A 25,736-nucleotide genomic window follows, 5' to 3' on the forward strand; every position below is an offset into this window, starting at 1 on the left:
TCCTACACACGAAGTGATTGAACATGAGCTTGTTCATGATTAGGGGTGGTTGGAGTCGCTTGATCCAACATTGCAAAACGCGCTTGCCACAATTCAGTCTGTTCAATAACCTCATGAAACCAAGCAGTAAGATTCGTCGTGTTTAGGTGCTCAACTGGTTTACGTCCCGCTAAGACAAGCTGTCGACCATTTGGGGCTAAAGCAAGTGCCAGACTGCCACTACCGATGCCCTGATAATTAGCATGAGCAATAAGCTCTAAACCTTTGAGTCTTTGTTCGCCCGACTTTTCTAATCCTCCGAACGTCACGGACAACATTAAGTCATCCGTATCTGTCGCGATGAAATACAGCATGTAGCGGTCGTCGACCAGTAGCTGACAGCGTTCATTGTCTTCAAAACTCAGTTCGGGTAACTCATTGAGTTGGCAAAACTCCAAGAGCAGTTGTTGAATCGTGTTCATAACTTTTTCCTTTTGTTTCAATAACTCTATTGAACAACGATTGCAGATTGAACGATGTCGGTAATGGCTTTATTTTTGTCACTTTTTCGCCTTCATTGTGAGGTTTTCCGCAGAAATCTCGCTGTAAAAACGAGTTGCCAGAGTAATCAAAAAGAGCAGCTCAGGGCTGCTCTTTCAATAAAGGTTAGATGATTAGCATGATGTATTTGCTCACTTCTTTTGCAGAGTGACTAACCCAGTTTATGGCTATCAAAAATGACTTCTGTTGGCGGGAACATATTCGAAACAGGTGGTCGTTGCGCATCTCCAAACATTGGTGCACCGAATGCCGATGTGGCCCAAGGATCAACAATTTTCACATCCTTACTCCATGTTGAGGGATCTTTAATATCACTCCCCTCTTGTCGACCAACCAGTACATAAAGGTGTGTACCTGAATGACCCTTTTTAAACGCAACCACTTCGACTTTAGGCTCACCTTCAGGTGTGCCTGACATGCCTTGAATCATCTCAGCAGCGGCAGCAAAGGCAAATGTAGTACAGCAGCCGGCTTTCGCGTTTTGTACTGCCTTAGCAATGTTCTGTAGAGTGCTTAATTGCGGTGCGGTTCCTCTTTGTGCTGCAGCTTGAACTCCGTTTGCAGACATAGTCGCTCGTTGATCTTGCATGATTCGCGCTTGATTCGCGTGAAGCGCTTCTAATCTAGGCTTTCCTTTGGTTTCATAAAACTGCGAACCTTTTACACCAAATGTATTTAAGTCTGTACAGGCAAAATCACCAAGCTTTTGAAGGTTAGTTTTATGTTCGTTGATCAGCGCTACACTCGATGAGGTTTTATTCGCTTGAGAAGAAGAGGCCGTTTGTGCGGCTGGCCAATGTGAGCTAGGACCAGACGACAATCTCTCAAGATTTTTCAGACTACCGAGCGTTAACTTGTTTTCACCGTTCAACACATTTTGTAGCATCAGCTTCGCAACGTCTTTAGGAATGCCCTGCTTCGTGAGCAGATTCACCACAATGTCTTTCGCTTTATTCTGGTGGCTAATACGCGCGCTGACGCTTTTGTTTTTAGGCGCCCCTTCTTTAACAAAAATATCTTTGCCATTATGCGCTCGAACCTCTTTATCGTCAGCTTGATTTTGTGTCGCCAAATGGGACGTTAACTGACTCAACGAATGCATGTGTGATGTATTAATATTGACCATGTTTGATGCCTTAAACCTGAATAAATGCGTGTACGTCTGTTTGGCTAAAATCTACAACCGTATTGTTCTGAAATAGCTGAGCCCAAGTATCCACTAGCTCATTCAGTTGAATCATTAAGTTAGCAATATTGGTGAGTTCACTCTCGGCCGCGATGGCAACCTGAAGAACCACATCTTTAGTGGTTGGATTAACGCAAAACTGCACACCGCCGGTTTCTCGATATAAGAAGTTGTATTCAAGTAAAACTTGAAGTTTGTCTAACGTAATATCCTCTTGTTCTATGTGCAGGTTTTTAGAAATCAACAACTCGCCTTTTTCCTCCACAAGCAGAACATCGACACTGTTATTTTCAGCAAAATGCAGTGACCACATTTGATCGTCATACGCTGTCACGCGCTCAAGGTTCAGCACTTCTCCCAGTTCAGAGAGAAGCATATTAATCTTTCCTGTATCCATGTTGTGTCCTGCCTAATTTAATATACCTAAGTAGCCTCGAAATATATGATGCAGCGAGACGACTTGGGTATAACGGCTTATTTAAATAAGCTCATAAGGATAAGAGCGATTTTATGGCGTGATAGACACAAGAGCTTTATTTAAACGTCTCAATTTTATTGCTATTAGCCGTTTTAGCGAGGTAGAAAAATGAAGAGTAAGTTGGATAAAGAAATAAGAAAAGAGCGGCAATCGCCGCTCTAAAATTGGAATAGAAGAGAAAAATTACTTGATGCCGTGAAGGCTGTTCTCTGCGTTCATAGCCAAAGGATTGAATGAGTCGTTACGAAGTTCTGCTATCGCGTATAGCATGCGTCCCATGCGACCGTTTCCATCAGTAAACACGTGATACCCAATGACTCCTGCAAACAAGTGTTTACCCAGATCTTTATCCGCCACTGGGTTTTCTTTCAAAAATCCTTCAATGTGCTGCTTTAGCATCCCCTCACCGCCAATACTTGAAGGCAGAGTACCACCCGAAATATTTGGCCCTCTGTAGTCACGTTCAACATCAGGTACCAATCGAGCGTGTAGCTCTTTTAAGTTGTCCATATTCAATAAGTCTTTACCATTAGACGCGTACTCTTTAAGTAAAGAGGTAATGTTTTCGGCATCGTTTCCTTTAGAGTTAGAAGCATTAATGATCCACGCCGCAGCTCGTTCGACATTATCGGTGACGCCACTTTTATTAAACGCGTCCTCTGCCAGTCCTTCAGCGTATACACCTTGGCTTAGATCGGTGCTTGCTAGACCTTCGATATGACGTTGCGCCGATTTAAGATGCATCACCTCCATATCAAACACCGCTTGCATTTGATTGATGCTACCTGCCGGGTTTTTCTGCGCTGCAGATACACCACCGCCGTAGTCTTTTACTACACGTCCAGCAAGCGACTTCGCTGCACTTTCTCCAATCAGTGATGTGAGGTTTTTACCAGAATCGGTTTCTAGCATTGATTCTGTCATTGCTCGCTCCGCTAACTGGTTTAGCTCAGCAGAGTGCGATTGGACCGTTTTGCTATCCAATTTCGCGAATGCATTTAATACATCTGATGCGGTTTTTATGTTTCCATCTTTGAAGAACATTTGTCCATGCTCAACAGAAGAAGCAGCTCGTAAACGCTGAGCTTGGCCTTGCTCATTATCAAATACGGCTTTTGTAAGGGCTTTCGCAACCGATTGTGGGCTGCCTTCGCGAAACAGTTTTCCTGTCGCTTCAAAAAATCGTGCTACCGCACCATTAGTAGGATTGGCACAAGTAAATTCTTGGGTCGCAGCGTTGATTTGGTATTCTTTGCCACCAATACTCAGCTTGCCTTCGTTTAGTATCTCGTTGCGAGCTTGCGGCATGGCAGCCTGCAATGCGCTAACACTTCCAAAACTGATCATGTTTTAAACCCTTAATGTGGAAAAATGAGTAGTACTCGTTACCGGTACTTCGGTTGTTTTATTGGTTACTTTTTGCGTGTTCGCACTTTTTAGCCATTCGATGAAATTCGCTAATGATTCATCAAGAAAAGAAGCAGTTAACAGTTGCTGGTGCAGGTGTATGAAACCGATGTATCCCGTTTCTGCCTCCCAGAATACCGCTGGAGAGCCTTGCGTTAAGGCATCTTTCATATGTTGATGCAAAACATCATCACTCGGCTTATCGCCTGAAATTAGCCCAATAAGTGTCAGGCGATCTTCTTGTGCGCGAATTGTGATTGCTGTGTTTTGGTCAATGAGCAGATGACAACAATCATCCTCATCAAAAACCAGCGACTCCAGTTGGCAGCGGCTGGCAAAATCTGTCAGTAAAGAAGTTATAAATCCATTAGCCATTCGACTAAATAATCCTATTTTTGTTGTTTTAGAGGCGCAGCTTGGTTGCAACACTTATCAACTAAGCAGCTTTCTTGGGTGTATTCTTAAGGATTTATGGCAGTGAATATTTTAGAAATGGTCGGATTTTTTTTGTTTAAAGGCATTAAAATGAAAAAACTCAGCAAGTGCTGAGTTTTTAAGATTTATTCATGAATCGTAATTTTACGCTCACTGAGCTGCTTCACCATCGCTTGCTTTAATGCATGCAACTGTCCATCAATACTGGCGTCGATGATCCCGACTTCAGTTTCCAAAATGCAGCCTCCATTTTTCAAGCGCGCATCTGCTACCACGTCAACGTAACCGACTTCAGGGTAATCACTCAATACACCAGCCACCTTTTCCCTCACATCAACAACCTGCTCTGGATGGACATGTAAAATGACCTGCTTTTGGTTGCTCACCAATTGCAACGCTTCTCGCACGACGCTCACCGTGGTATCGACATCATCGAAGGTATCGATGATCTTACGTACCGCTTCTAACACCACGCCTGTCATTTTTTCTTCGACTTGCTGATAGTAATCATTACAACGCGCTAGGGTTTCAACCATCGTTTGCGCATTTTCAATCTTGGCTTGTGCGAGACCATCTTGATAACCACGTTGTTTTTCAGTTTCGTAGGCTTGTTGGGCATTAGCAATGATGCTTTCAGCTTTGGAGTTCGCGGCTTCAACTAAGTGTTGCGAATCAAGATAACTGGCATAATCTTTCGCTTTCAGCACTTTTAAGCCAGGTGCCAGCTGCAAGTTGTCTGTTTTTATTTCAACAAATGAAACCATTGGGGAATAACCTGTTTTGCGATTTTTTTTGTGAGTCGATACGCCAGATCTCGCTGATCTTTTGCCAACCAGCTAGCCATTTCCGTACTCTCGCTGAGCTGCTGTTCTAGTTTGAATTGCCAACGCAGGACAATGTCTTCTGGCGAGTTAACTAAAACAAACCTTATCCAGGAGTACCCAAGCGCTTGCATTTTTGCTTCAACAGACCGCTCATCCAATGATTCTGGCAACGGATGTTGCCAACCTTGCGGCCAACTGGATAACAACATCGGCCCGTTTTGAATCAAGAACCGAGTGCCTTCCAATCCAAAGACGTTGTTCAGAACCTGTTTCGGATGTTTTAAAACAACGCCTCGCATTGCCACACAATGTAAAGCTCCGCCCACCATCAATACGAGTTGATTCAACGCATCCGCTGGGAGCAACGCCAAGCTATGGCAAGGTTTGTTAAAAGCCGTCTCTGGAACCGGAGATAACGCCCACTCATTTATGCACCATTGGTTAAACATGGGGTTATCTCTCCAACCTTCAATATTTAATAACCAAGGCTGTTTCTGTTCTATCCAACTTTTATGGATGTATTGGCAAGGCGCGTAGTTAAATTGATGTTGTACCTGCGCGAGTGGTGTTTCTGGTTTAACCACGCTTTGTGTTCCTGCGGCACCAAGTAAAAGTAGCGATATTTGAACCGATAAGCGCAGCTACCAAGAACACCAGGATGGCGACAAAATTATTCGCCGTCTCTTTGGTGACCTGAACCGACAAAATGCTTTTAAATTGATTGTTTTGAGTAGCAACTCGTACCTCTGATGAGGGTACCATCACTACGCTGATTCGATCGTAATTCAACCCCTCAATACTGTTGTTCACCAATAATTTGATCTGCGGAACATACGAATCAAGCGCAATATCCGCTGCGTGTTTAATAAACACAGAAGCAGATGCAGGAGTTGGACGCTCTCCTGGACGTAGATCTTGATCTTCCAAAACAACATGAACACGTGCCACCAGCACGCCATCAATCTGAGATAAGGTTGAAGAAAGTTCTTGAGATTTCGCGTACACCAAACGTGCTCGTTCTGCTAATGGCGACGAGATCAAATCGTCTTTGGGAAACACCTCTTTCAATGTAGAAAACTGCTCTCTTGGATACCCTTTTCGCTTCAGCGCGTCTACAGCGAAGGCGATTTGAGAACTATCTACCATTAACTTGACGGTGTTGTCTTTGTCAGGTTCTTTTGTTGCAACGACACCTTCGGATAATAAGATCGACAACATCTCATTCCCCTCTTTCTGAGTTACGTTGGTGTACAGCTCGGTCTGACAACCCACCAGAAACAACGTGAGCATGATGAAAACCGCTCTCATTTTATTCATCATCACTATTGTGCCTTCAATAAGGTTTCTACGTTTTGTGTGGTTTTACCCACGGTTTTCGCGATCAGCTCTTCTTGAAAAGTAATGCGCGTCAGTGCCCACTGCATTTGCAGTAATTGCGCCGGATCATCACCCACCATCTTCATGTTGTCTTGCAGGTTACTTTTCGCGTTATCGATAGTATTTTTTAACTCGCTGATGTTTTCGAGCAAACCGCCCTCCAAGCCATTATTCGCCTCGGGAACCGACATAGCTTGTTCGAAACGTTCACTTAAACCGTCTTCGACTTGCGCATCCTGCAACTTATCAATGTTGGTTTGCATCACCTCGGTGTACTGCGTGTTTATCATATGTACTCCTAAGACAAATCTAACTTGTGACTATGAGTGACGATGTTTTTCACCATCGCATTTTTTTGAATCATGAAGCTAAGCTCATCACGAACCATGTCCAGTGTTGATGCCATATCAGGTAACGACTTCAACTCAGCCCAGCAGTGCCACAAGCCTTGTTCTTTCTGGGCACCCAGTGGAAAATGCTGCGCCAACATTTCTTTAAGTGCTGCTTTATCGACAGGTGGTTCGGCAATAAGCTGGCCCGAAAAATCCCCTAGCAACTCCTGCTTCAACACCTTTAATAAATCGGCTTGCGGGTGTTCGGTGCCCTTTGCACTCTTCGCCTCATAAAAGGCGTACCACATTGCCTCTCGTTTAACTTGAGGATCGGAGAACGCTTCATTCAGCGACGATAAGACGCTTTGTTTACTGACAACGTCTGCCTCTTTTAGTGATTCATACCACGCTTTGATGCCCGCCAGTTTCGCTTCTGTATTCTCTAACGTCTCTTTTGGGGAGGCGTGTGAAGCTTCCGCTTGCTTGGCATTACGCTCCATGTGCACATTCATCTTATCTTCATCGCTCCGCTCATAATGGCGCGACTCCGATTGGCGCAGAGGTTGTGGTTGAAGAGTTAGATTACTTGAATCAACGATCATCCAAGGTTCCTAATGTCCTGAGAAAAGCTTGCAGCAAATGCTTGGCTTTCTTCACTTCCCTGTGATGCGAGTTCTACCCAACTTTCCGCTTTGCTCAGTAAGCCGGCTTTTGCAGAAGCCAGGGCCGCTAAGCTGATCAGATCTGGATAGGCGTTGCAAAGTGGTTCGAGCAATTGATGAGCCTCTTCGTACAAGCCTTTATTCATGAGGCTCATTGCACGAATCATCACCACGGTCTCTTCAGAACCGGAGCTTGCTTCAAGGCCGTCCGCAATCGTGTTAGCTTCTTGATGACGATGCATACCGGTTGCCATCAGCGCGATTTCAGCCAGCAATTGGCGCATTTCTCGTTCCATGCTTTATACCTTCTGGAGAATCGACTGCATCACATCTTTAATCGCACGAGTGGTGGTCGCATTGATGTTGTAAACAACAGACCATTTGTTGATCGCGTGCTGAAGTTCAGCCAGCTTAGATGGATCATCGGCGTTTGTTTCTAGGTTCTTGATGGCAGTCGTCACTTCTGTGTTGGCATCTTTCGCTTGTTTTTCTAACTTAGCTTTAACATCATCAAGGTTTACACTGTTACTAGCATCGTAAAATGACATAAGACTTCCTCGTATTTTTAGTTCGCTTCGTATGATTCAACGACCGCATGTGCGGCGGTGTAAGCTTCATGCTGTTTGAGTAGCAATTGGTACTGCTGTGGTGAGCACCCTAAATCCAACTGACGTTTCACCACCGCTTGTGCTTCTAAGAGCTTGCTCTTAATCTTGTGCACTTCCGCACCGTTTTTGTCGTTATTTAAAATTTGTTCAAGATTTGTCATTGTTCGTCTCGCCCTCGTATCCGAGTTCTATTGTTATCACCCGCCCGCCTTTGACCAGCTCAATGCCAGCAGGCGTAACACTGGATATGCGGTAGCCTTGAGGCGTTCTTGCACCAACCATGTAACGAACGTTATCGGTCAGAATCACATATGGAACCTGACCAAAGTTAACGCTACGAAACGGGAAATCGATGTTGGTGCCTTTACTCACCTTAGGTATGGATTTCAAAACTAAATATGGTTTTTCACCATATTGTTCTCGGAAGTCTCGAGTCACACCGTAAAATCGAGTCGTTTCGATATCATCAAGTTCCCCACGTACTTCGATGCGATCACCGCTGGTAACCAACTGGACTTTTTTCAGTAGCTCCGCATCCGTCAATAAGGCTTTTAGCGTATCCATGTAGGCACCCGCTCTTTGCAGTTCAACCTTCCACGCTACTAGGCCCGGTACGTCTCGCTCTAAAATTTGCTCAACTTGGTTCCAGCGGCTGGCATCATCGATATAACCCGTCAGTAACAGTGTGCCCGTCTCATCCCCATTTTCGACTTTCACCTGGTGATAGCCGAGGTTTCGCAAAATAAATCGAACCCCGCGACGGATTTCTTCCATCGTTCTTAAGTCACTTTTGTAATTGATACCTAGTACATCAATTCGACCAAGCAGATCGAGTTTCTGAGTTCGATCTTCAACATAGCCTTCCAAAACCGCTTGGCGTGCGGCGGCATTCCATTCCACACGAACGTCGCTAAGTTTGAGCTCGCCTAAGATGTTGCGCACCAAAACAATGGGTTCTGCTTCTGTGACAGTCTCATTATTGTTTCCGTTAGCTTGGCTGTACCACATACCAGCAAAAATGACACTCGGGACAAAACTACAAAGCAAGGCGATGAGCGTTGTTTTTTTCCAGCTAGAGCGTTGTACAGCAACAACAGGTGTATCCTGTTCGCTAGATTCGTCGCTGACGTTACTCACGATTAACGCATCTTCTGCGTACCCCAGTGCGAACTTCACAACGCCTACAGAGACAACGGCATGGCGTGACAGCTCGATCCCATCATCTTCAACAGAGATGTTTTCACCGTTAATATTTGCCTCTTTGCAGCCTCGTAAAATGACCGAGTCTTGCTGGCAAACCAACGTGAAATGGTTAGCTTCGACCCCAGCATCAGACAGCACGAGATCTGCGATAAAGTCGTCACTGCCAAGCACAAGAGCGCCCTCAGGTAAGGTGACTTCAACTCCGGAATGCACGCCTGATAAAATACGAATTTTCCATTGCTGCATCGCGGTTAAGGCTCCTCTGATGGACGCACACACTCACTTTGTGAGTCATCGCATTCCAATACTTTTACACGCCAACCCTTTTGCCCTGTCGGCAATTGGCACTGCGTCAATTGAGACGACTGTTGCTGTGACAATAAGTCTTGCTGATAGCGCTCTGCTTGAGTCTTTGATGTGCAGCTATACACTTCGACGACCGATTTAAATTCAGCACTGTTGTTGGAAATGTTGTTGAGCTTGCCAATGCTTGGTCGCAGATCGTACTCATTACCAATCAACACACTATCACCAATACCATCCACAACGATTCGCGGTTCTAGAATAAACATGCGCACCGTGCGGCGTTTAGTGTTGGTATTACTTCTAAACAACGCACCTAAATATGGGATGTCTCCCAACAGTGGTACTTTACGTAACTGATGACTCACTTCATCTCGATAAACACCACCGATGAGCAAGCTCTGTCCTTGCTTCACCGTCGCCAAGGTACTGATTTCAGTTTTACGAACGGAAGGAAGGTCGTCGACACCACCATCGGTAATCTTTGCCCCGTCTTCGAGATGAAGGCTCAGATTAATTTCTGGTCGGGCAGCAAACCTGTCACCAACGATACGCGGGACAATTCTCAGTAACGTGCCATACGTGACCTCTTCCAGTGCTGCGGTCTCTTTACCAACCAGCTTGACGTAAAACGTGCTGCTGTTGTTCAGTACCGCTTCGACATTTTCTTGGGTTAGCAGTGTTGGTCTTGAAACCACTTGAGCACTGCCTTGAGATTCCAATAATCGGATTTGAGCCAACAGGTAATTCAGATTGGTTGAATCAAGCAAAGACTTAAAATTTTGTCCGCTGCCGAGCGTCACATCACCCGAACTCACATCCCCTGTTGTTTTGATATCAACAATTCGATTATTTCCGACAGACACTCCCGCTCGCCAATCCACGCCTAACTGACTTAAATCGTTGGCACTGATGTCGACAATCGATAACGCAACTTCAATTCTTGATTGCGGTTGGTCCAATTGAGCGACCAGTTTGCGATAGAGCGGTAATCGCGCTTGAGTATCACGAACAATAATCGCATTAAGGCCCGGCTCTGCTTCAACCGTTGCTCCGCCATGAACTGAGGCGGTTTTATTGCTTTTTACAGGCTTATCTGAACTGGTAACTTCTTTGTTCGACGCGCTCGTGACTTGAGTTTGAACACCAGACACGACTCGCTTTAAAACCGATGCGATACCCGGAACCGTAATGGTCTGATCTCGATATGCAATTTCTCTATCCGTTGCAGAAGCGTACTTCAAAGGAATTATTTCAACGAATAACTCGTCGGTTGAATTCGATTTCTGCAGCAGGCGCGTTTCTAATGCTTCGGCCGTTTGTACCACTAAGTCGACATAACGTGGAGGACCTGCAAGATAAACCAACCCTTTACTCTCAGCGGCTCTCCACCCATAGCGCGAATCCCACACTCCAGTGGAAATTAACGTGCTTCGTAGCTCTCTGGCGGTCAATAATTCTAATTGGAGTAAACGTGAGCGCGTTTCTGTCGCCTTATAGACATGTAAGACGGCACCATCGAAATACCACATCAAGTTATAGACTTGCGATAAGTAATCGAGGAACTCAGCCGGATCATCAGGAGTAAAACGTCCACTCACTCGATCATTAACTTTGTCACTCACAGAAACCGAAACGCGATAGTTTGCGCCAAAGTTATTCAACAACTCTTTTAATGAGTCGTTATCTGCATAGTATCGGAATGGTTGTTCGGGCCAGTGTAAGTCTGTTGCTTGTGCGAATCCCAACGGAGCAAAGCTCACAGCACACAACAGTATCTTTGTGGCAGCACGTCTGATGTTCGGAAAGACTTTTCGCATCATGGCAACCACACATTATGATTAATCGTGTGGTTCACGCGCTCTTGCTCCAATAATGCCATATAACGCTCACATAGATTAACGTGCTTAGAAAGCAAAGAAGAGAACAGCTCAATCGAACAGTCCTCGATCCTCACTTTGCTTTGTAAAATCAGCTGCTGATCATCATTCGCTGTTAGTACGCAGCCATCTTCACGGATTGTTTTTAATGAGAGCTGCATGCAACGTTGCAACGCTTGTTCTTGTTGATAATCTAGATGCTCTTTAAACTGGAAGGGTAAAGCCGCTTCCCATAAAAACCATGATGCGTGTTGTTTGATGGTCAGTGACAACTGATCAACCTCGATGTTGTAAGAGCCATTTTCTGAGGCAATAAAATCCCCTACCTTTAGCGTTTCCGCTAAAGATTTCATCATCTTATCTAACATTTAACGCCCTATTTAAATCTGGCTGAGGTGATTGCAAGCCTGGCCGCACTGGCCGCTTTGAGTGTCAAAATAGTAGTGATCGATGTCGCCAACAATTTGCATGCTCTTGAACCACTGCCATACTTTCGCAACCGCATTTTGGTCGTTGTAAACCACATCGCATGCATCCCAGACTTCGTTCAGCTCAGGAGCTTCAAGTCGAACTTCCGAACACCACTTTTTCCACTCAGAGATAAACTGAGCAGTCGTAGAAGTGTACTCTGCGAACCCTTTAAGCTCGTCTAGGGACGGTTGCCACTTATCAATTAACGAACGATGACATTCAATCACTTGCATCTGTTGTTCGCTCAACGTCCCGAGTTGATCTTTCAACTGGTGTTGTTGGCGCTCAATTAAATCGAGTTGCTGTTGTACAAACACCGCACTGGTGTCCTCTCCAGATAGTTTCGACCAATATTCCTTTTGAATATCGAGCTGATTGATAAGCTGTTCCACTTTAATGGAGGCATGCAAAGCGCTTTGATCAACTTGACGGTTAATCCACTCGTTTAGCGATAAATGAAAACAAAGCATCAACGTTTTTGGTACCGCTAAATTGAAGCGAAAACCAAGACGCGCGTTGATGTATTCCAGTCTTTGTTCAAAAGTCACGAGTGTGCGGCTATCACTGAGCTGCGACCCAATTTCCAAAAATAAACGCATGGCGAATCGGTCAAGCGACGCACCGAGCTTTTGATACGTTTTCACCAACTGGCTTGCGCACAGGCTATCGACGACGCTTCTATCCAACAAGCGCTGAAGTAAAGATAACTGTTCATAATTAATGACGCCTTCACTCAACAATTGTCGGTGATTGACGTGCACAACATTGAAATCCTGCGTTGATCTAGAAGCACTTTCATATCGAGCTCCTCTCTGCAAAACAGTCACTTTCCGTTGTGTCACAATGCTGTCTGGAAAAAGCGAACGGCGTCGCCAATGCTGCTTTTTCATTTATGTTCGTCTCCGCACCCCTCTCGAACGATCCAGAAAGAAAGAGGTGTAATAATTTTTAATCGTTCGTTGTTACATGACGCATAATAGAATTTACGCTGATGAGTGACTTTCAAAATTAGTCAGAAAATTTTAGTCCCAAGTCATTTCATTTCGCGATAGCTACTTGATCGTCTCCCGAACGTACACGGCTTGGCGTCGTTCCAAAACGACGGCGGTAACTCTGCGTAAAGTAAGACTGACTAGAAAACCCAGCCTCCATCGCCACATCCACGATGCTCATCTTGCTCGTCAACAGGAGTTTATGAGCGTGCAACAATCGGCGCTCACTGATCCAAGCTCTTGGTGAAATGCCATAGTGCTCATTAAATAGCTCTTTAAAAGTCGTTAAGCTAGCACCAAACTCTTGCGCATAGTCAGTCAACTTCCACTCTTTGAGATAGTGTTGTTCCATAAATCGACGTAACCGTTCCGATGTTCGGTTCGTTTGTTGTGACAGCAACGCATAGAGTGATTCGCCCCCTTTGCCGTGCAGCAAAAGAATGAGTAACTCTTCATATTTTAGGCACATGATCGCATCTGGATACGCCTGTTGCTCAAGCGTCTGCATGCTGGAAAGCACTTGCTCTACGAGTATGTTCAAACCAAAAGTAAACAAGCCAGAACAAACTTTATCTACCTTGGGCAGCATCATCAAAAGATCACTGTGCTTCTGTAATAGCTGGCTAACGAGTTCATTGTCGTAGGTTATAATCGACGCTTTGTATGCCCCGTCTAAGGGCGAGTACTCGAATAAGTAATCCCCTTGGGATAGAAACACCCCGTTTTCTGCCGCGACATCGATTGTGCAATCACCTGTTTGAACTCGAAGCTGACCATTGTGAACGACAACAATGTGAGATTGGTCTGAGTGAAATACTTCGTCAGATTTTTCATAGCGGGAAAAACTACGAATTTTTCGCGAGCTCGAGCCGACCTTTTCTGTGTTTAGTTGGCCTGACACATCCATTTTCTACCCTTCATTATTTTGAGTTTCTCAGTACGAGTGTTGAGAAACTTTCAAAGCAATACTTTGATTGTTGTTATTTCTAAGTACTGCTATATCAATTAAAGAAGCAAAGAAAAGAGCATAGAAGTTCATATCACTTACCATACCCCCCGAATAATTAGCGAATATCCTAAGCATTACCCTTACCTAAAGGTAAAAGTTTATCTTAGTAAACTCTGCTGTCCGTCTTTATTATTTTTATCAGATAGCGTTTATTATTAGCCAAAACTTAAATATCATTTCGTTATTAAAGTTTAGGATTTTTGTTATACATTAGAATAAAATTAAATAGATTATGGTATCGTTTATCGAACAAACTGAAATTTCCAAAATCTTAAAATTGTATGTTTTATAGCCTAAAACGCCAAGCCAACGTGTTCAAGGAGCGAGATATAATCATAAAGAATGCTATTTTTGCAACAAGTATAAGTCTAAAAAACAACTGACCCGATGACTTAAACCATGTGATTAATGTTTGTAAAAAACAACAAAACTTTCACAACAGGAAAGAGCAAATCTTTATTTTTAATAATTTAGTAAGGTCTAATTAAATGTAACCGATTACTTTTCATCTGGTTATTTTTTTGGCACGAGTATCAAGTTTTCCTGTTTTCCCTCCACTGAAAATAAATAGTTCTTTTCTTTTTCCGCTACAAGTTCCCCATTCGAGTATAGCTTTCCAATTATCTTCATGTTTCCGTCACCAGCTTGAATCGGTGCAATTAAAAATGAATACTGTACGGGTAATTGAACGCCTTGGTAGTGCTGCAATGCAGACCTAAGACACTGATTTTCAATTACTTTACATATTTCCACATCAAGAGACGTAATCGAAGGTGGAAAGTATCCATCGACAGAAACCCAACCATAGAGTGTCGCCTGACTCTTTGTGTCAAAGCTACCTTCCCTTACAATCGACACAGATTGACTACACCCACTTAGTAGGAATAGTCCGACAAAACCAGCCCACATAGAATTGTTCATTATGACACCATAAACTTATTTTATAGACTTAGTTCATTTTAATTTCACACAATTCTTTATGTAAAAATATAAAAGATCAACTTATATTTATACTACAAGCGGACAATAAATCGCATTCTTCAACAACACATATTTAACATTAGATTTAATTTAACTCATCGTGACTGCACCTTAATACACTTTCAATTAGGCGGGTATATTAGAGAACAAAGATATTTAAATATCTAAGAAGCACCACAATATGCATCAGAGCACATTTGTTATCGCTGTTCTATTTAGCTCACCGAAATTAAAAACCAAAATATAATAACAACCGACCAATATTGATAAACACGAAGAGATACATCTAATATTTTCCTTGATAAAATTTCAAAAGGGACTATTCCTATGTCAGCACGCCAAACTATCGATGAGATTTTGCTAAAGTTTGCTCATCAAATAGGCTTGCCTGCACTGCATCTAACGGAAAATGAAGTAAGCTTAGCGTTTGATGATAATCTAAGAGTGCATATCATCTTTCATCCTGAATCGACAACCCTCCAGCTCGAAGCTGAGATTGTTGGTCTTCAAATCGTTAATTCCGATCTCTATCGTTCTTTCCTAGCCTTTAATTATCACTGGCCTGAGCATCAATTATTCTTTAGCTTAGATAATCATCGACATGTACTCTGCTTAAACCGACTCATTAACATTAAGCGACTGGATTATGAGTATTTTGAAACAGCTTTGGCGGAATTGTTGACGCAAAGTGAGTCGTGGGAGTCGTTATTGTCTGCTCATGTCGCCACTGCTGAGGTAGCTCCGATGCCACAAACTTTAGACTTAAGAGTTTAGGTGTCTCTATGTCCAACGACATCCAATCTAAATACACTAACTTACCGGTTCATGAAGTAAAGCAAGCGCAGCAAAGTGATGCTCTGCCACAAGGAACGTTTCATGGCCGCAAAGTGACCCTACTCTCTTCATCAGAAAGCAGTTTGGCTCGAATGAGCTCTAAAAGAGAACTTAGCGAATGTTTAAACCAGTTTGCGAGTCTTGAGTCTTGTAATCGCGTCTTGGATTTTGATCAGCAGTTTAGTCTTGAAAAGCAAAACACCGCGGTCGAAAAACTACTTGAACGAAAAGTGACCGTAATTCAACGTTCCTGAGCACGCAATATAGATGGGTTCAAAATATAAATTTCACGTATATACACCCTCCCACCCGCAAGCCCATGCAATAAAAAACCCCGAAGGCTCGGGGTTTTGGTTAGTACTGCTTTTTCTTTGTTAACTACTTCATTTAGAAGAAGCCTAGTGGATCAACACTGTAGCTAATCAATAGGTTTTTCGTATTTTGGTAGTGATCCAACATCATCTTATGTGTTTCACGTCCAATACCTGACTTTTTATAGCCACCGAACGCAGCGTGTGCAGGGTAAGCGTGGTAACAGTTAATCCAGATTCGACCAGCTTCGATATTACGGCCCATACGATATGCGACGTTCGCATCACGCGTCCAAACGCCTGCGCCTAAGCCATATTCGGTGTCGTTCGCGATTTCTAATGCTTCCGCTTCATCTTTAAACTTAGTGATAGCAATCACTGGGCCAAAGATTTCTTCTTGGAAAATACGCATCTTATTGTGGCCTTCCAACATCGTTGGCTGAATGTAGTAACCCTGATTGATTGACTCTGGCTGTTCAGATACGCCACCACCAAAGACCACTTTTGCGCCTTCTTCACGGCCGATTTCGAGGTAACTTAAAATCTTATCAAACTGTTCTTGAGAAGCCTGAGCACCAACTTGAGTATCGGTATCGAGCGGGTTACCTTGCTTGATTAACTGCGCACGTTCCGTCAATTTCTCTACGAACTTATCGTAAATCGCTTCATGAACCAGCACGCGAGATGGACAGGTACAAACTTCGCCTTGGTTGAAGAAGCCAAGTAGCGTACCTTCGATACACTTGTCGAGGTACTCATCTTCGTAATCGAAAATATCTGAGAAGTAGATGTTTGGAGATTTACCACCTAGCTCAACTGTCGATGGGATCAAGTTGTCTGCTGCACATTTTAGAATGTGATTACCAACCTGTGTTGAACCGGTAAACGCTAACTTCGCAATGCGGTTGCTGGTTGCAAGCGCTTGGCCCGCTTCTGAACCAAAACCATTAACAACGTTGATGACGCCCGGAGGCAGTAGATCACCGATCTTTTCCATAAGAACCAGAATCGACGTTGGCGTTTGTTCTGCTGGCTTCAATACCACGCAACAACCCGCCGCAAGTGCCGGTGCCAGTTTCCAAGCCGCCATCAACATAGGGAAGTTCCAAGGGATGATTTGACCAACTACGCCAATCGGCTCTGGGAAGTGATAGCTTGCCGTGTGCTCATCCAGCTCCGCCGCACTGCCTTCTTGCGCGCGAATACAGCCAGCAAAGTAACGGAAATGATCTACCACTAAAGGTAAATCTGCCGCCAAGGTTTCGCGAACTGGTTTGCCGTTTTCCCAAGTTTCGGCAACTGCCAACTCTTCTAAATGCTGCTCAATACGATCAGCAATTTTCAGCAAGATGTTCGAGCGTTCAGTCACACTGGTTTTTGCCCATTTAGTTCTGATGTTGTGTGCCGCATCCAATGCTAAGTTGATATCCGCCTCGCCAGAACGAGCAACTTTACAATACGCTTGTCCGTTGATTGGTGAGATATTGTCAAAATACTCACCATCCGTTGGTTTTACCCATTCCCCACCGATAAAGTTATCGTAATGCGATTTAAAGTTAACAATGGCATTTTCACTACCTGGCTGTGCATAGATCATAACTCTTCCTTTTGTTTCTCGTTCAATGTGTTATTGCAGTGTCGTATCGCACTGTTCACAAAGAGCATTACGCAAGTCACACGCCAACTACACCACACTTGTTGTTAATTAAATGTAAAACTATGATTACCAAGCGATAACAAACCAAGTGAGCGATGTTTGAGCGGATGTATGGTGTGAACACCAATGTTCAAGTGTTCCAAAATGGCACACCCTCACTGTGACAAAATGGTACAGTCATGGAACTTCAACACATTAGCGATAACAATTGGCTTTCAACTTCATGGATCCGAAGTGAACAGGCGGGTTTAAAACAGCGTCGACGCCCTGAAGATATTCGAGTGACACCAGCGACACTTCAAGATAGGCGTCACCAACTCAACTTCTTATTGGAAACCGTCACCCAGTTTGCTCTCCCGCTGTTTAATCAGCTTTTTGCTCATAGTGACAGCCGCTTAATTCTGACGGATGCCGACGGCGTCATCATCGGCAGTTGGGGACAACCTAAGTTCCGCGAGAAGTTGACCGAAATTGCGCTAAGCTCTGGTGCGTGCTGGCAAGAAAAGATCAAAGGCACCAACGCGATTGGGACTGCGATAGTTGAAGCAAAACCGGTCTCAGTCATCGGCGATCAACACTTCATCCAACATCATCGTTTTATTAGCTGCTCGGCCAATCCTATTTTCGATCATCTTGGTCATTTGATTGGTGTGCTAGATATCACCAGCGAACAAAAGAAACATGATTTCTCAACGCAAGTGCTGGTACAGAACATGGTTCAGCAAGTTGAAAATCAATTGCTTAACTTGATTCCACAAGGGCATATTCGTGTGGATTTGGCGTGTGAAAAAGGCTTACTAAACAGTGGATGGCAAGGCATTATCATCGCTAATGAAGATGGACAGATTCTTGCGCACAACCAAGTTGCTTCTCAGCTCCTCGCGCAACAAAACGTCATCGGGCAATCGCTCGACGACATTCTTTCTATCCAAAGTGCCGACCATCCTTTCGTGTTCAAAACAAAGCCGTTGACCGACAAAAAAGTGAAGTCTCGTTCCGTTACCGCTTCCAATGATCTGCATTACGGCGATTCTACTGTCGAACATTGCTGGCAACAAGCCAATCGCGTTATCGATAAAGACATCAGCTTACTGATTCTCGGAGAAACTGGGGTTGGTAAAAATGAGTTTGTGAAAGCGCTACATAAAAACAGCCAGAGAAAAACGGGGCCGTTGGTTTCCGTCAACTGTGGCGCACTACCGAAAGATTTGGTTGAGTCCGAATTGTTTGGCTACGTAGCTGGTGCCTTTACTGGCGCAAACAGCAAAGGCTATCAGGGTAAAATTCGTCAGGCTCATAAAGGGATTTTATTTCTGGATGAAATCGCCGACTTACCGTTGGACGCTCAAAGCCGATTGCTTCATGTGCTTCAAGATAAGACCGTACTTCCCGTTGGTTCAAACCAAAGTGTTCAAGTCGATACGCAAATCATCGCGGCCACGCATAAGGATCTCGATAGCTTGGTTAGCGAAGGATTGTTCCGTCAAGATTTATACTATCGTCTCAATGGTTTGATCATCGAATTGCCTCGCTTTGAAGAACGAGATGATAGGCAGCAACTGATTGAGAACATTCATCGGCGTCATGCTGAATCTGAACAACAACTCTGTCCTCACCTACTTTCTCTGCTGCTTTCTTACTTTTGGCCAGGAAACCTGCGAGAACTCGATAGTTTAATCAAAGTATCCGCGTTAATGGCGCAAGGTGAAGAAACGTTGGAGCTCGCTCACGTACCGACTCACCTGAGTAAGAAGCTCAGCCAAGCTCAAGACGTAACAACCGCGGCAGAGCCAACATTAAAACTGCGTGCAACCGTCGAAGACAAACTGCTTAAAACATATCAAGCAAATCAGGGCAACATCAGTAAAACCTCTCGTATGCTTGGCGTGAGTCGAAATACGATTTATAGAAAGCTGAAAAGCCTCGGCATATTGGGTTAATCCATAACCTCAGATACAAAAAGAGCACCTTTGCGGTGCTCTTTCTATTTGAAACCTAGCTTACAGGCCGCCTTGTTGTTGCGCCTGTTTTACTAATGCCTGACGTTGAGTTTCCTTCTCAGAGATCACTTGGTTGTCCTTGTGTATTTCCTGATCCATTTCTGCCGGAATGAAAACAAAGTACTTGTTAAGAGTCATCTTAGAACCTCAATTTGTTGTGTTAATCACCTTCTTGGTCAACGTAAACAACACCAGAAAAACACGTTTTACTGGATCCTTGTTGCTGGTTTCAAAAAATAAAGGATGTTCATTTATTAAACATCCTCCATGTGGGCGCTAATTATAGGCGTAGTTCAAAGGCTTACCTAGCACTCTTTTTCGCCTTTCTTGCAACCTTAGTTTCATTCTCAAACCTGATGCAATCACGCATATTCAATAAAGTATTGTTAAACAAAGAAAAGTGATTTTCGATTCTATAAATCAACAGGATGAGAAGCACTTCCTATGCACCTTATAAAATTAAGGCAGGCGACGTTTCAAATTACAAATTCATGCATAACCATCACTGGCCAGTGCAGTAAAATTCTTGTGACGTGATAATCAAATAAGCTCATATCGCTGCAACTTCATCCACAAATTTGTCTACCAGTTCAATATTTCACCTTTTTTGAGAAATCTTTAGCCACTTTTTTGGGTGAAAACGCCAAGAAAGGAAGACAATCTAAGTGTGGAATATGACCACACTTGTCTATCCCCACTCAGCTTTGGGAGGCGTTTATGAAAAGTAGCAAACTTGGCCATGTGATGTCTTTCAGCAGAATGTTTTCCTTCATTGCGTTTTTGACGGCTACATTCGCATGGATTCTCAGCATGTATGCCCTATTTACTGTTTCTGTAGTAGCTCTTGTGGTCAGCGCAATTCTCTACCTCAAAGACAGGTTTTATCAAAACAAGAAAACGACCACTGAAAAGAGCGCCTAGGCGCTCTTTAAGTTTCATAAAGCCAGACACAAAAAAGGATGCTTAGGCATCCTTTTATACTTAGTCGATTTACTTAAAACGATTACACGTCGTAAGTTGTAGACGCTGTGTCACCGCCTGTACCAGTCCAGTTAGTGTGGAAGAATTCACCACGCTCACGGTCGATACGCTCGTAAGTGTGAGCACCGAAGTAGTCACGTTGAGCTTGCAGTAGGTTCGCAGGTAGACGAGCTGTTGTGTAACCGTCTAGGAACGTTAGTGCAGAAGTCGTACATGGCATTGGGATGCCTGCTTCTAGAGACTTAGCCGCCACTTTACGCCATGCTACTAGGCTGTTTTGTAGGATACCTTTGAAGTAATCATCAGAGCCTAGGAATGCTAGTTCTGGATTCGCTTCGTATGCATCACGGATATTGCCTAGGAACGCGCTGCGGATGATACAACCACCACGCCACATAAGAGCAACGTTACCGTAGTTTAGGTCCCAGCCATTCTCGTTTGATGCTTCGCGCATTAGCATAAAGCCTTGAGCGTAAGAGATGATCTTAGACGCTAGAAGCGCTTGACGTAGTGCGTCAACCCACTCTTGCTTGTCACCTTCTACTGGCGTGATTGTCTTACCGAACAGTTTCTCAGCTTCAACACGTTGATCTTTTAGTGCAGATAGGCAACGAGAGAATACTGACTCAGAGATAAGCGTTAGTGGAATACCTAGGTCTAGTGCGTTGATACCCGTCCATTTACCTGTACCTTTTTGGCCAGCAGTGTCTAGGATTTTTTCAACTAGAGGTTCACCATCTTCGTCTTTGTAGCCAAGGATGTCAGCCGTGATTTCAACTAGGTAGCTATTTAGCTCAGTGTTGTTCCACTCAGCAAATACCGCTTGCATTTCATCTGCAGACATACCAAGGCCGTCTTTCATGAACTGGTAAGCTTCAGTGATCAGCTGCATGTCGCCGTATTCGATGCCGTTGTGAACCATCTTAACGAAGTGACCTGCACCATCGTTACCAACCCAATCACAACAAGGCTCGCCAGCGTCAGTTTTCGCAGAAATACCTTGGAAGATAGGCTTAACCGCTTCCCAAGCTTCTGGAGCGCCGCCAGGCATGATAGATGGGCCAAAACGTGCACCTTCTTCACCACCAGATACACCTGTACCGATGAAGTGGATACCTTTTTCGCGTAGTGCTGCAACGCGACGGTTTGTATCTGGGTAGTTCGTGTTACCACCGTCGATGATGATGTCGCCCTTATCTAGTAGAGGGACTAGAGCGTCGATGAATTTATCGACAACGTCACCTGCGCGAACCATTAGCATCACTTTACGTGGCGTTTCTAGCTTCTCTACTAGTTCTTCTAGAGAGTATGCACCGATGATGTTCGTGCCTTTCGCTGGTCCTTCCAGAAACTCGTCTACTTTGGCAGCAGTACGGTTGTGAGCGACCACTTTAAAACCGTGGTCGTTCATGTTTAGGATAAGGTTTTGACCCATTACCGCTAGGCCAATTACACCGATATCACCTTTCATTGTTTCTCTCCAATTTTGTTTCATTGACGAGCAGCGTTTAAGCAATTTTTGCTGCTGCGTCCAAATCTAAATACCATTCCGTCAGGCCAGATTTCGCTTGAATCTTAGCCGCTGGGTATGGCAGTGCGTGTGCAGGTGAACTGTTGATCTCTTCAACGATGTCCGCTTTTCCTGCACCCAGCACTAAGTAACTGATGCGTTTTGCTGCTTCTAAAACGCGTGCCGTTTTTGACACACGAAGCTGGCCTGACTCAGGATGAGGCGCCACAAGAGATAGATTCGCATCATCATAATTGGTTTGGCCAGGGAACAGAGAAGCGGTGTGACCATCTGCACCAACACCTAATAAGATCCAGTCAAACACAGGGGTTCCGTTTTCAGTCGGAATCACCTCTGACATCTCTTTCGCAAAGCGTTCCGCTTCCACTTTAGGGTCATCTTCACCGCGTATACGGTGGATGTTTTCTGTTGGAATGTTTACTTGGCTAAACAGTAGCGCGTTCGCTTCTCCGTAGTTGCTTTCCGCATCGTCAGGTGCGACACAACGTTCGTCACCCCACCAGAAGTGGAGATTTTGCCACTGAATAGAGGTTGCGTAAGCCTCTGAAGCCAACAGTTTGAACAGCATTTTAGGAGTGCTGCCGCCAGAAAGAGAGATGTGAACAGGTCGGCCCATTTCGCTGAACGCTTTCATGTCGTTAGCTAGGCTTTCAACTACCTGCTCTGCTGTTTGGTAGATCTTATGGTTGATCATAGTTCACAGTAATCCGTATCTGTTAAGTTTTTACATGGGAAGCGCCAAGCGCGACCATCACGCTGTAGCAGGTCGTCTGACTCTTTAGGACCCCATGTGCCGCATGCGTACCCGAAGAGGGATTGTGGATCTTGTTTAAAATCTAAAATTGGCTGTACGTACTGCCAACACGCTTCCACCGCATCACTACGTGCAAATAGCGTAGCATCACCATTCAAAGCATCAAGTAGAAGACGCTCATACGCAGTTAGCATTTGCGTTTCTTGTAGGTCAGCGTAATGGAAGTTCATTTTCACTTCTTTCGCTTCAAAACCTGCGCCTGGCTCTTTCAAGCCAAAGCTCATTTGAATGCCTTCGTCTGGCTGAATGCGAATGATCAGCTTGTTTTCTGGTGCGTTTTGACCAAACACTGGGTGCGGTGTTTGTTTAAAGTGGATAACCACTTCAGTCACGCGTGTTGGAAGACGCTTACCAGTACGCACGTAGAATGGCACGCCATTCCAACGCCAGTTGTTAATGTATGCTTTCAAACCGATATAAGTTTCGGTACGTGAGTCGTCTGCAACCCCCGGCTCTTCACGGTAGCCACGTAGACTTTGTCCACGAACTTCAGAAGCGGTGTATTGACCTAATACTAGATCGTTACGCAGAGCGTTTTCGTCCAAAGGTTTTAGACACTGGAGTACTTTAACGACTTCATCACGCATCGAATCTGCATTGATCTGTGCAGGTGGCTCCATACCCACCATCGCCAATACTTGTAGCAGGTGGTTTTGGAACATATCGCGCACGGCACCCGAGTTGTCGTAGTAACCACCACGCTCCTCTACGCCGAGGAATTCTGCGCCCGTGATTTCAACATAATCAATGAAGTTACGGTTCCAAAGCGGCTCAAACATCGCGTTTGAGAAACGAAGTACAAGAAGGTTTTGTACCGTCTCTTTACCTAAGTAATGGTCAATTCGGTAGATTTGATGCTCTTGGAAGTGCTCGTGAATTTCTTTATCCAGAATACGCGCTGATTCAAGGTCATAACCGAATGGTTTCTCAATAATCAGGCGTTTCCAACCATCTTCTTCTTTGTTTAGGCCGTGTGCTGCAAGACTTGCAGGAATCACACTGTATAAACTTGGTGGGGTTGCTAAGTAGAAAAGCGTATTGCGCTGATCGAAACGATATTCGTCAGCAAGTTGGTCTAAACGAGAAGATAGCTTACTGTAATCTTGTGTGTCAGAAGTATTGATAGCTTGGTAGTGCAGATGGTTAATAAATGCATCAAGCGTTTCTGGCTCAGTCTTTTCCATTTCCTGAAGCGATTTTTTCAGCTTCGCGCGGTAAGACTCATCACTGTATTCAGTGCGACTTACACCCAGAATGGCAAAATTTTCTGGAAGCTGCTTGTTCGCATAGAGGTGGTATAAAGCAGGAATGAGCTTACGGTATGTAAGGTCACCTGAAGCACCAAAAATAACGATGCTGCTGTTTTCTGGTATTACCATCATCTTTCCCTTAAAAACGAGGTACTTATTGTGTGCCCGGATACGGCTAAAGGATGAGCCAACCCTATCAATGGCACCTCAAAATAGAAAATTGGTCTTACCTATTACGTTGATAGGTAAAGTCTATAGGCCCAAAGAACCTCAAGAAGTAGCACTCCCAAATCTGTTGGAAACACGACGTATTAAGGTCATTTAGGTCACTTATGTCTCAAAAGTACACACTGTACTCGCTGGAGGAGAGTCCGACACGGTGCAGTATTGTCTACGACTATTTGATTTACATCAACACTTGCCAGTGCAAACGTTTAAATAAGTTGCACAAAACATCATAAATATTTGTATTTTATGGATAAAAAAAGTTGCACTAACGTAAGACAAAAATTAAGCAAAAACTCTAATATGGACAATCCTTACCCACCCTTGCAATCCATTACAATTTTATTGTGATCTATGTAGCCTGAATTTTATCCTCTCACTCTATTGATAATGATACTCAATTAAAGATAATGAGGATACTATTAATGCGAAAGTAGAATGTCATGAAACCAGGCACAAAGAATCTGCACCCGATAAACCGAATACACTCTGTGCTTGATTACATTCACAACAATCTAGATATCGCACTTAGCGTGGATGAAATCTCGAAAGCAAGCTGCTGGTCACGTTGGCAACTGCAACGCGTTTTCCAGCAACACACTGGCGTATCCGTCGCTCACTATATTAGAGAGCTTAAACTAAGCCTTGCGGCTGAACGCTTAATCCATACATCAGATCGCTCGTTAGATATTGCGATAGAAATGGGGTTTGCTTCTGAACATGCATTCAGTCGAGCGTTCAAAAATATGTTTTCAAAGAGTCCTCGAGATTATCGTAAAGCTCAGCAACTAACGGGCTTGAGGCAACCTTTAACGTTGCGCGATACACCAGAAGACGAAAATAGACATAAGTGCTTTATCGAAGTTCGAATAGAAACAAAACCTGCTTTTGTGCTTGCTGGTTATCATGAACCTATTTATGGATTGTTTTCCGCAACGCCCAACTTCCAATCCAAAGTGCCCTTTCTGTGGTCACAGCTCTATTCATCTGAAAACCATACTCATCTGGAAAGAAACTATCTTGGTGTGATTGACGTAACAAAAGCGTATTCAAGCAACCAGCAACTCGAGTATTGGGCAGGTTATGAGTACAACTCAGCGTCAAGAACTTCAATATCCAAAGGCTCTACGCAAGAACCAGATCTTCTGGTTGTTCCTGAGCAAACCTACGCAGTGATTACGCACATAGGTAAAGCATCAAATCTAGCGGCGACGCTTGAGTGGTTCATTTTGCACTGGCTCCCCTATTCCAATTATTACGGTATTGATGGCTACGAGTTAGAAGTTTATCCAGAAGACTATGATGTTGAGAGCGAGAATGCCCAAATGCATTACTGGATACCTGTCAAACCGAACGAAGCCACTCCCATTAGATAGAAGCCTAAGCACTTAGGTTCTGGCTTTGCACCAAATTGTTAACTTTTCCTATTTCTTTCGCTATAGAAT

29 protein-coding genes are annotated in these 25,736 nt (G+C 44.1%); 5 read left to right on the forward strand and 24 right to left on the reverse strand.

Annotated elements, in window-relative coordinates:
• Nucleotides 1–2 precede the first annotated feature (2 nt).
• The 19 genes from ACZ5ZC_RS16000 to ACZ5ZC_RS16090 all read right to left on the reverse strand — a co-directional run bounded on the left by ACZ5ZC_RS16000 (nt 3) and on the right by ACZ5ZC_RS16090 (nt 14,628).
• On the reverse strand, nt 3–461 hold the full coding sequence (locus tag ACZ5ZC_RS16000; protein WP_464932099.1) for a CesT family type III secretion system chaperone: 459 nt from the start codon (nt 459–461) through the stop codon (nt 3–5).
• 230 nt (nt 462–691) lie between these two features.
• On the reverse strand, nt 692–1,666 hold the full coding sequence (vopR, locus tag ACZ5ZC_RS16005) for a type III secretion system effector VopR (protein ID WP_464932100.1): 975 nt from the start codon (nt 1,664–1,666) through the stop codon (nt 692–694).
• Nucleotides 1,667–1,676: 10 nt separating this feature from the next.
• Nucleotides 1,677–2,123 carry a type III secretion system chaperone gene (locus ACZ5ZC_RS16010; protein WP_031780449.1) on the reverse strand — a complete coding sequence of 149 codons (447 nt, stop codon included), beginning with the start codon at nt 2,121–2,123 and terminating at the stop codon, nt 1,677–1,679.
• Between the two features lie 264 nt (nt 2,124–2,387).
• Nucleotides 2,388–3,551 carry a VopS family T3SS effector adenosine monophosphate-protein transferase gene (locus ACZ5ZC_RS16015; protein ID WP_054867023.1) on the reverse strand — a complete coding sequence of 388 codons (1,164 nt, stop codon included), beginning with the start codon at nt 3,549–3,551 and terminating at the stop codon, nt 2,388–2,390.
• 3 nt (nt 3,552–3,554) lie between these two features.
• Complete coding sequence (locus tag ACZ5ZC_RS16020; RefSeq protein ID WP_054867022.1) at nt 3,555–3,986, reverse strand: CesT family type III secretion system chaperone; 432 nt, start codon at nt 3,984–3,986, stop codon at nt 3,555–3,557.
• A gap of 185 nt (nt 3,987–4,171) precedes the next feature.
• Complete coding sequence (locus tag ACZ5ZC_RS16025; RefSeq protein ID WP_006741524.1) at nt 4,172–4,810, reverse strand: HrpE/YscL family type III secretion apparatus protein; 639 nt, start codon at nt 4,808–4,810, stop codon at nt 4,172–4,174.
• Nucleotides 4,789–5,454 (reverse strand): SctK family type III secretion system sorting platform protein VscK, encoded by a 666-nt coding sequence (gene vscK, locus ACZ5ZC_RS16030; RefSeq protein ID WP_124008916.1) that lies wholly within the window; start codon nt 5,452–5,454, stop codon nt 4,789–4,791. The genes ACZ5ZC_RS16025 and vscK overlap by 22 nt, the downstream gene beginning before the upstream one ends.
• Nucleotides 5,447–6,193, reverse strand: a complete 747-nt coding sequence (gene sctJ / locus ACZ5ZC_RS16035) for a type III secretion system inner membrane ring lipoprotein SctJ (protein WP_086015689.1) — start codon at nt 6,191–6,193, stop codon at nt 5,447–5,449. The genes vscK and sctJ overlap by 8 nt, the downstream gene beginning before the upstream one ends.
• A complete protein-coding gene (gene vscI / locus ACZ5ZC_RS16040) occupies nt 6,193–6,537 on the reverse strand; it encodes a SctI family type III secretion system inner rod subunit VscI (RefSeq protein WP_005377202.1) in 345 nt (114 codons plus the stop codon). The genes sctJ and vscI overlap by 1 nt, the downstream gene beginning before the upstream one ends.
• Before the next feature lie 8 nt (nt 6,538–6,545).
• Nucleotides 6,546–7,181: a YopR family T3SS polymerization control protein gene (locus ACZ5ZC_RS16045; protein ID WP_464932101.1), complete on the reverse strand. Its 636-nt coding sequence runs from the start codon at nt 7,179–7,181 to the stop codon at nt 6,546–6,548.
• The gene (locus tag ACZ5ZC_RS16050; protein WP_047009830.1) at nt 7,178–7,537 is read right to left on the reverse strand and encodes a YscG family type III secretion system chaperone; all 360 of its coding nucleotides are present in this window, start codon (nt 7,535–7,537) and stop codon (nt 7,178–7,180) included. Before ACZ5ZC_RS16050 ends, ACZ5ZC_RS16045 begins: the two co-directional genes overlap by 4 nt.
• A gap of 3 nt (nt 7,538–7,540) precedes the next feature.
• Nucleotides 7,541–7,789, reverse strand: coding sequence for a type III secretion system needle filament subunit SctF (gene sctF / locus ACZ5ZC_RS16055; RefSeq protein ID WP_005395161.1), 249 nt, complete (start codon nt 7,787–7,789; stop codon nt 7,541–7,543).
• Nucleotides 7,790–7,806: 17 nt separating this feature from the next.
• Nucleotides 7,807–8,010 (reverse strand): EscE/YscE/SsaE family type III secretion system needle protein co-chaperone, encoded by a 204-nt coding sequence (locus tag ACZ5ZC_RS16060; RefSeq protein ID WP_054867020.1) that lies wholly within the window; start codon nt 8,008–8,010, stop codon nt 7,807–7,809.
• Nucleotides 7,997–9,298 (reverse strand): type III secretion system inner membrane ring subunit SctD, encoded by a 1,302-nt coding sequence (gene sctD / locus ACZ5ZC_RS16065; protein WP_012841765.1) that lies wholly within the window; start codon nt 9,296–9,298, stop codon nt 7,997–7,999. Before sctD ends, ACZ5ZC_RS16060 begins: the two co-directional genes overlap by 14 nt.
• Nucleotides 9,299–9,303: 5 nt before the next feature.
• On the reverse strand, nt 9,304–11,178 hold the full coding sequence (gene sctC / locus ACZ5ZC_RS16070; protein WP_047009833.1) for a type III secretion system outer membrane ring subunit SctC: 1,875 nt from the start codon (nt 11,176–11,178) through the stop codon (nt 9,304–9,306).
• Entirely contained in the window at nt 11,175–11,603 is a 429-nt protein-coding gene (locus ACZ5ZC_RS16075) for a YscB family type III secretion system chaperone (protein WP_074191269.1), read from the reverse strand. The genes sctC and ACZ5ZC_RS16075 overlap by 4 nt, the downstream gene beginning before the upstream one ends.
• Before the next feature lie 12 nt (nt 11,604–11,615).
• Nucleotides 11,616–12,596 (reverse strand): T3SS regulon anti-activator ExsD domain-containing protein, encoded by a 981-nt coding sequence (locus ACZ5ZC_RS16080; protein ID WP_054867017.1) that lies wholly within the window; start codon nt 12,594–12,596, stop codon nt 11,616–11,618.
• Nucleotides 12,597–12,744: 148 nt separating this feature from the next.
• A complete protein-coding gene (locus ACZ5ZC_RS16085; RefSeq protein WP_006741517.1) occupies nt 12,745–13,605 on the reverse strand; it encodes a helix-turn-helix transcriptional regulator in 861 nt (286 codons plus the stop codon).
• A gap of 615 nt (nt 13,606–14,220) precedes the next feature.
• A complete protein-coding gene (locus tag ACZ5ZC_RS16090) occupies nt 14,221–14,628 on the reverse strand; it encodes a YscW family type III secretion system pilotin (protein ID WP_054867016.1) in 408 nt (135 codons plus the stop codon).
• A gap of 387 nt (nt 14,629–15,015) precedes the next feature.
• On the opposite strand from ACZ5ZC_RS16090, the gene exsC reads away from it, so the two are divergent.
• Nucleotides 15,016–15,462: a type III secretion system regulatory chaperone ExsC gene (exsC, locus tag ACZ5ZC_RS16095; protein ID WP_005397386.1), complete on the forward strand. Its 447-nt coding sequence runs from the start codon at nt 15,016–15,018 to the stop codon at nt 15,460–15,462.
• A gap of 8 nt (nt 15,463–15,470) precedes the next feature.
• A complete protein-coding gene (gene exsE2, locus ACZ5ZC_RS16100; protein ID WP_005397379.1) occupies nt 15,471–15,776 on the forward strand; it encodes a T3SS regulon translocated regulator ExsE2 in 306 nt (101 codons plus the stop codon).
• 133 nt (nt 15,777–15,909) lie between these two features.
• On the opposite strand, the gene exaC is transcribed toward exsE2, so the two are convergent.
• Nucleotides 15,910–17,430: an acetaldehyde dehydrogenase ExaC gene (gene exaC, locus ACZ5ZC_RS16105; protein WP_256899035.1), complete on the reverse strand. Its 1,521-nt coding sequence runs from the start codon at nt 17,428–17,430 to the stop codon at nt 15,910–15,912.
• Nucleotides 17,431–17,669: 239 nt separating this feature from the next.
• On the opposite strand from exaC, the gene ACZ5ZC_RS16110 reads away from it, so the two are divergent.
• Nucleotides 17,670–19,430, forward strand: a complete 1,761-nt coding sequence (locus tag ACZ5ZC_RS16110; protein WP_464932102.1) for a sigma-54-dependent Fis family transcriptional regulator — start codon at nt 17,670–17,672, stop codon at nt 19,428–19,430.
• Nucleotides 19,431–19,490: 60 nt separating this feature from the next.
• Here ACZ5ZC_RS16110 and ACZ5ZC_RS16115 read toward each other — a convergent pair whose 3' ends face one another.
• Nucleotides 19,491–19,628 (reverse strand): hypothetical protein, encoded by a 138-nt coding sequence (locus tag ACZ5ZC_RS16115; protein WP_193288449.1) that lies wholly within the window; start codon nt 19,626–19,628, stop codon nt 19,491–19,493.
• 579 nt (nt 19,629–20,207) lie between these two features.
• Here ACZ5ZC_RS16115 and ACZ5ZC_RS16120 point away from each other — a divergent pair.
• Nucleotides 20,208–20,411 carry a hypothetical protein gene (locus ACZ5ZC_RS16120; protein WP_005397371.1) on the forward strand — a complete coding sequence of 68 codons (204 nt, stop codon included), beginning with the start codon at nt 20,208–20,210 and terminating at the stop codon, nt 20,409–20,411.
• An 82-nt stretch (nt 20,412–20,493) separates the two neighbouring features.
• Here ACZ5ZC_RS16120 and gnd read toward each other — a convergent pair whose 3' ends face one another.
• The 3 genes from gnd to zwf are packed head-to-tail and all read right to left on the reverse strand — an operon-like array spanning nt 20,494 to nt 24,195.
• The gene (gnd, locus tag ACZ5ZC_RS16125; protein WP_005397369.1) at nt 20,494–21,942 is read right to left on the reverse strand and encodes a decarboxylating NADP(+)-dependent phosphogluconate dehydrogenase; all 1,449 of its coding nucleotides are present in this window, start codon (nt 21,940–21,942) and stop codon (nt 20,494–20,496) included.
• A 37-nt stretch (nt 21,943–21,979) separates the two neighbouring features.
• Nucleotides 21,980–22,696, reverse strand: a complete 717-nt coding sequence (gene pgl, locus ACZ5ZC_RS16130; RefSeq protein ID WP_152814862.1) for a 6-phosphogluconolactonase — start codon at nt 22,694–22,696, stop codon at nt 21,980–21,982.
• Nucleotides 22,693–24,195 (reverse strand): glucose-6-phosphate dehydrogenase, encoded by a 1,503-nt coding sequence (gene zwf / locus ACZ5ZC_RS16135; RefSeq protein ID WP_005397367.1) that lies wholly within the window; start codon nt 24,193–24,195, stop codon nt 22,693–22,695. The genes pgl and zwf overlap by 4 nt, the downstream gene beginning before the upstream one ends.
• A 539-nt stretch (nt 24,196–24,734) precedes the next feature.
• Between zwf and ACZ5ZC_RS16140 the strand changes: the two genes are divergently transcribed.
• The gene (locus ACZ5ZC_RS16140) at nt 24,735–25,667 is read left to right on the forward strand and encodes a helix-turn-helix domain-containing protein (protein ID WP_464932103.1); all 933 of its coding nucleotides are present in this window, start codon (nt 24,735–24,737) and stop codon (nt 25,665–25,667) included.
• Nucleotides 25,668–25,736 lie beyond the last annotated feature (69 nt).

Source organism: Vibrio sp. JCM 18905, from assembly GCF_055393305.1.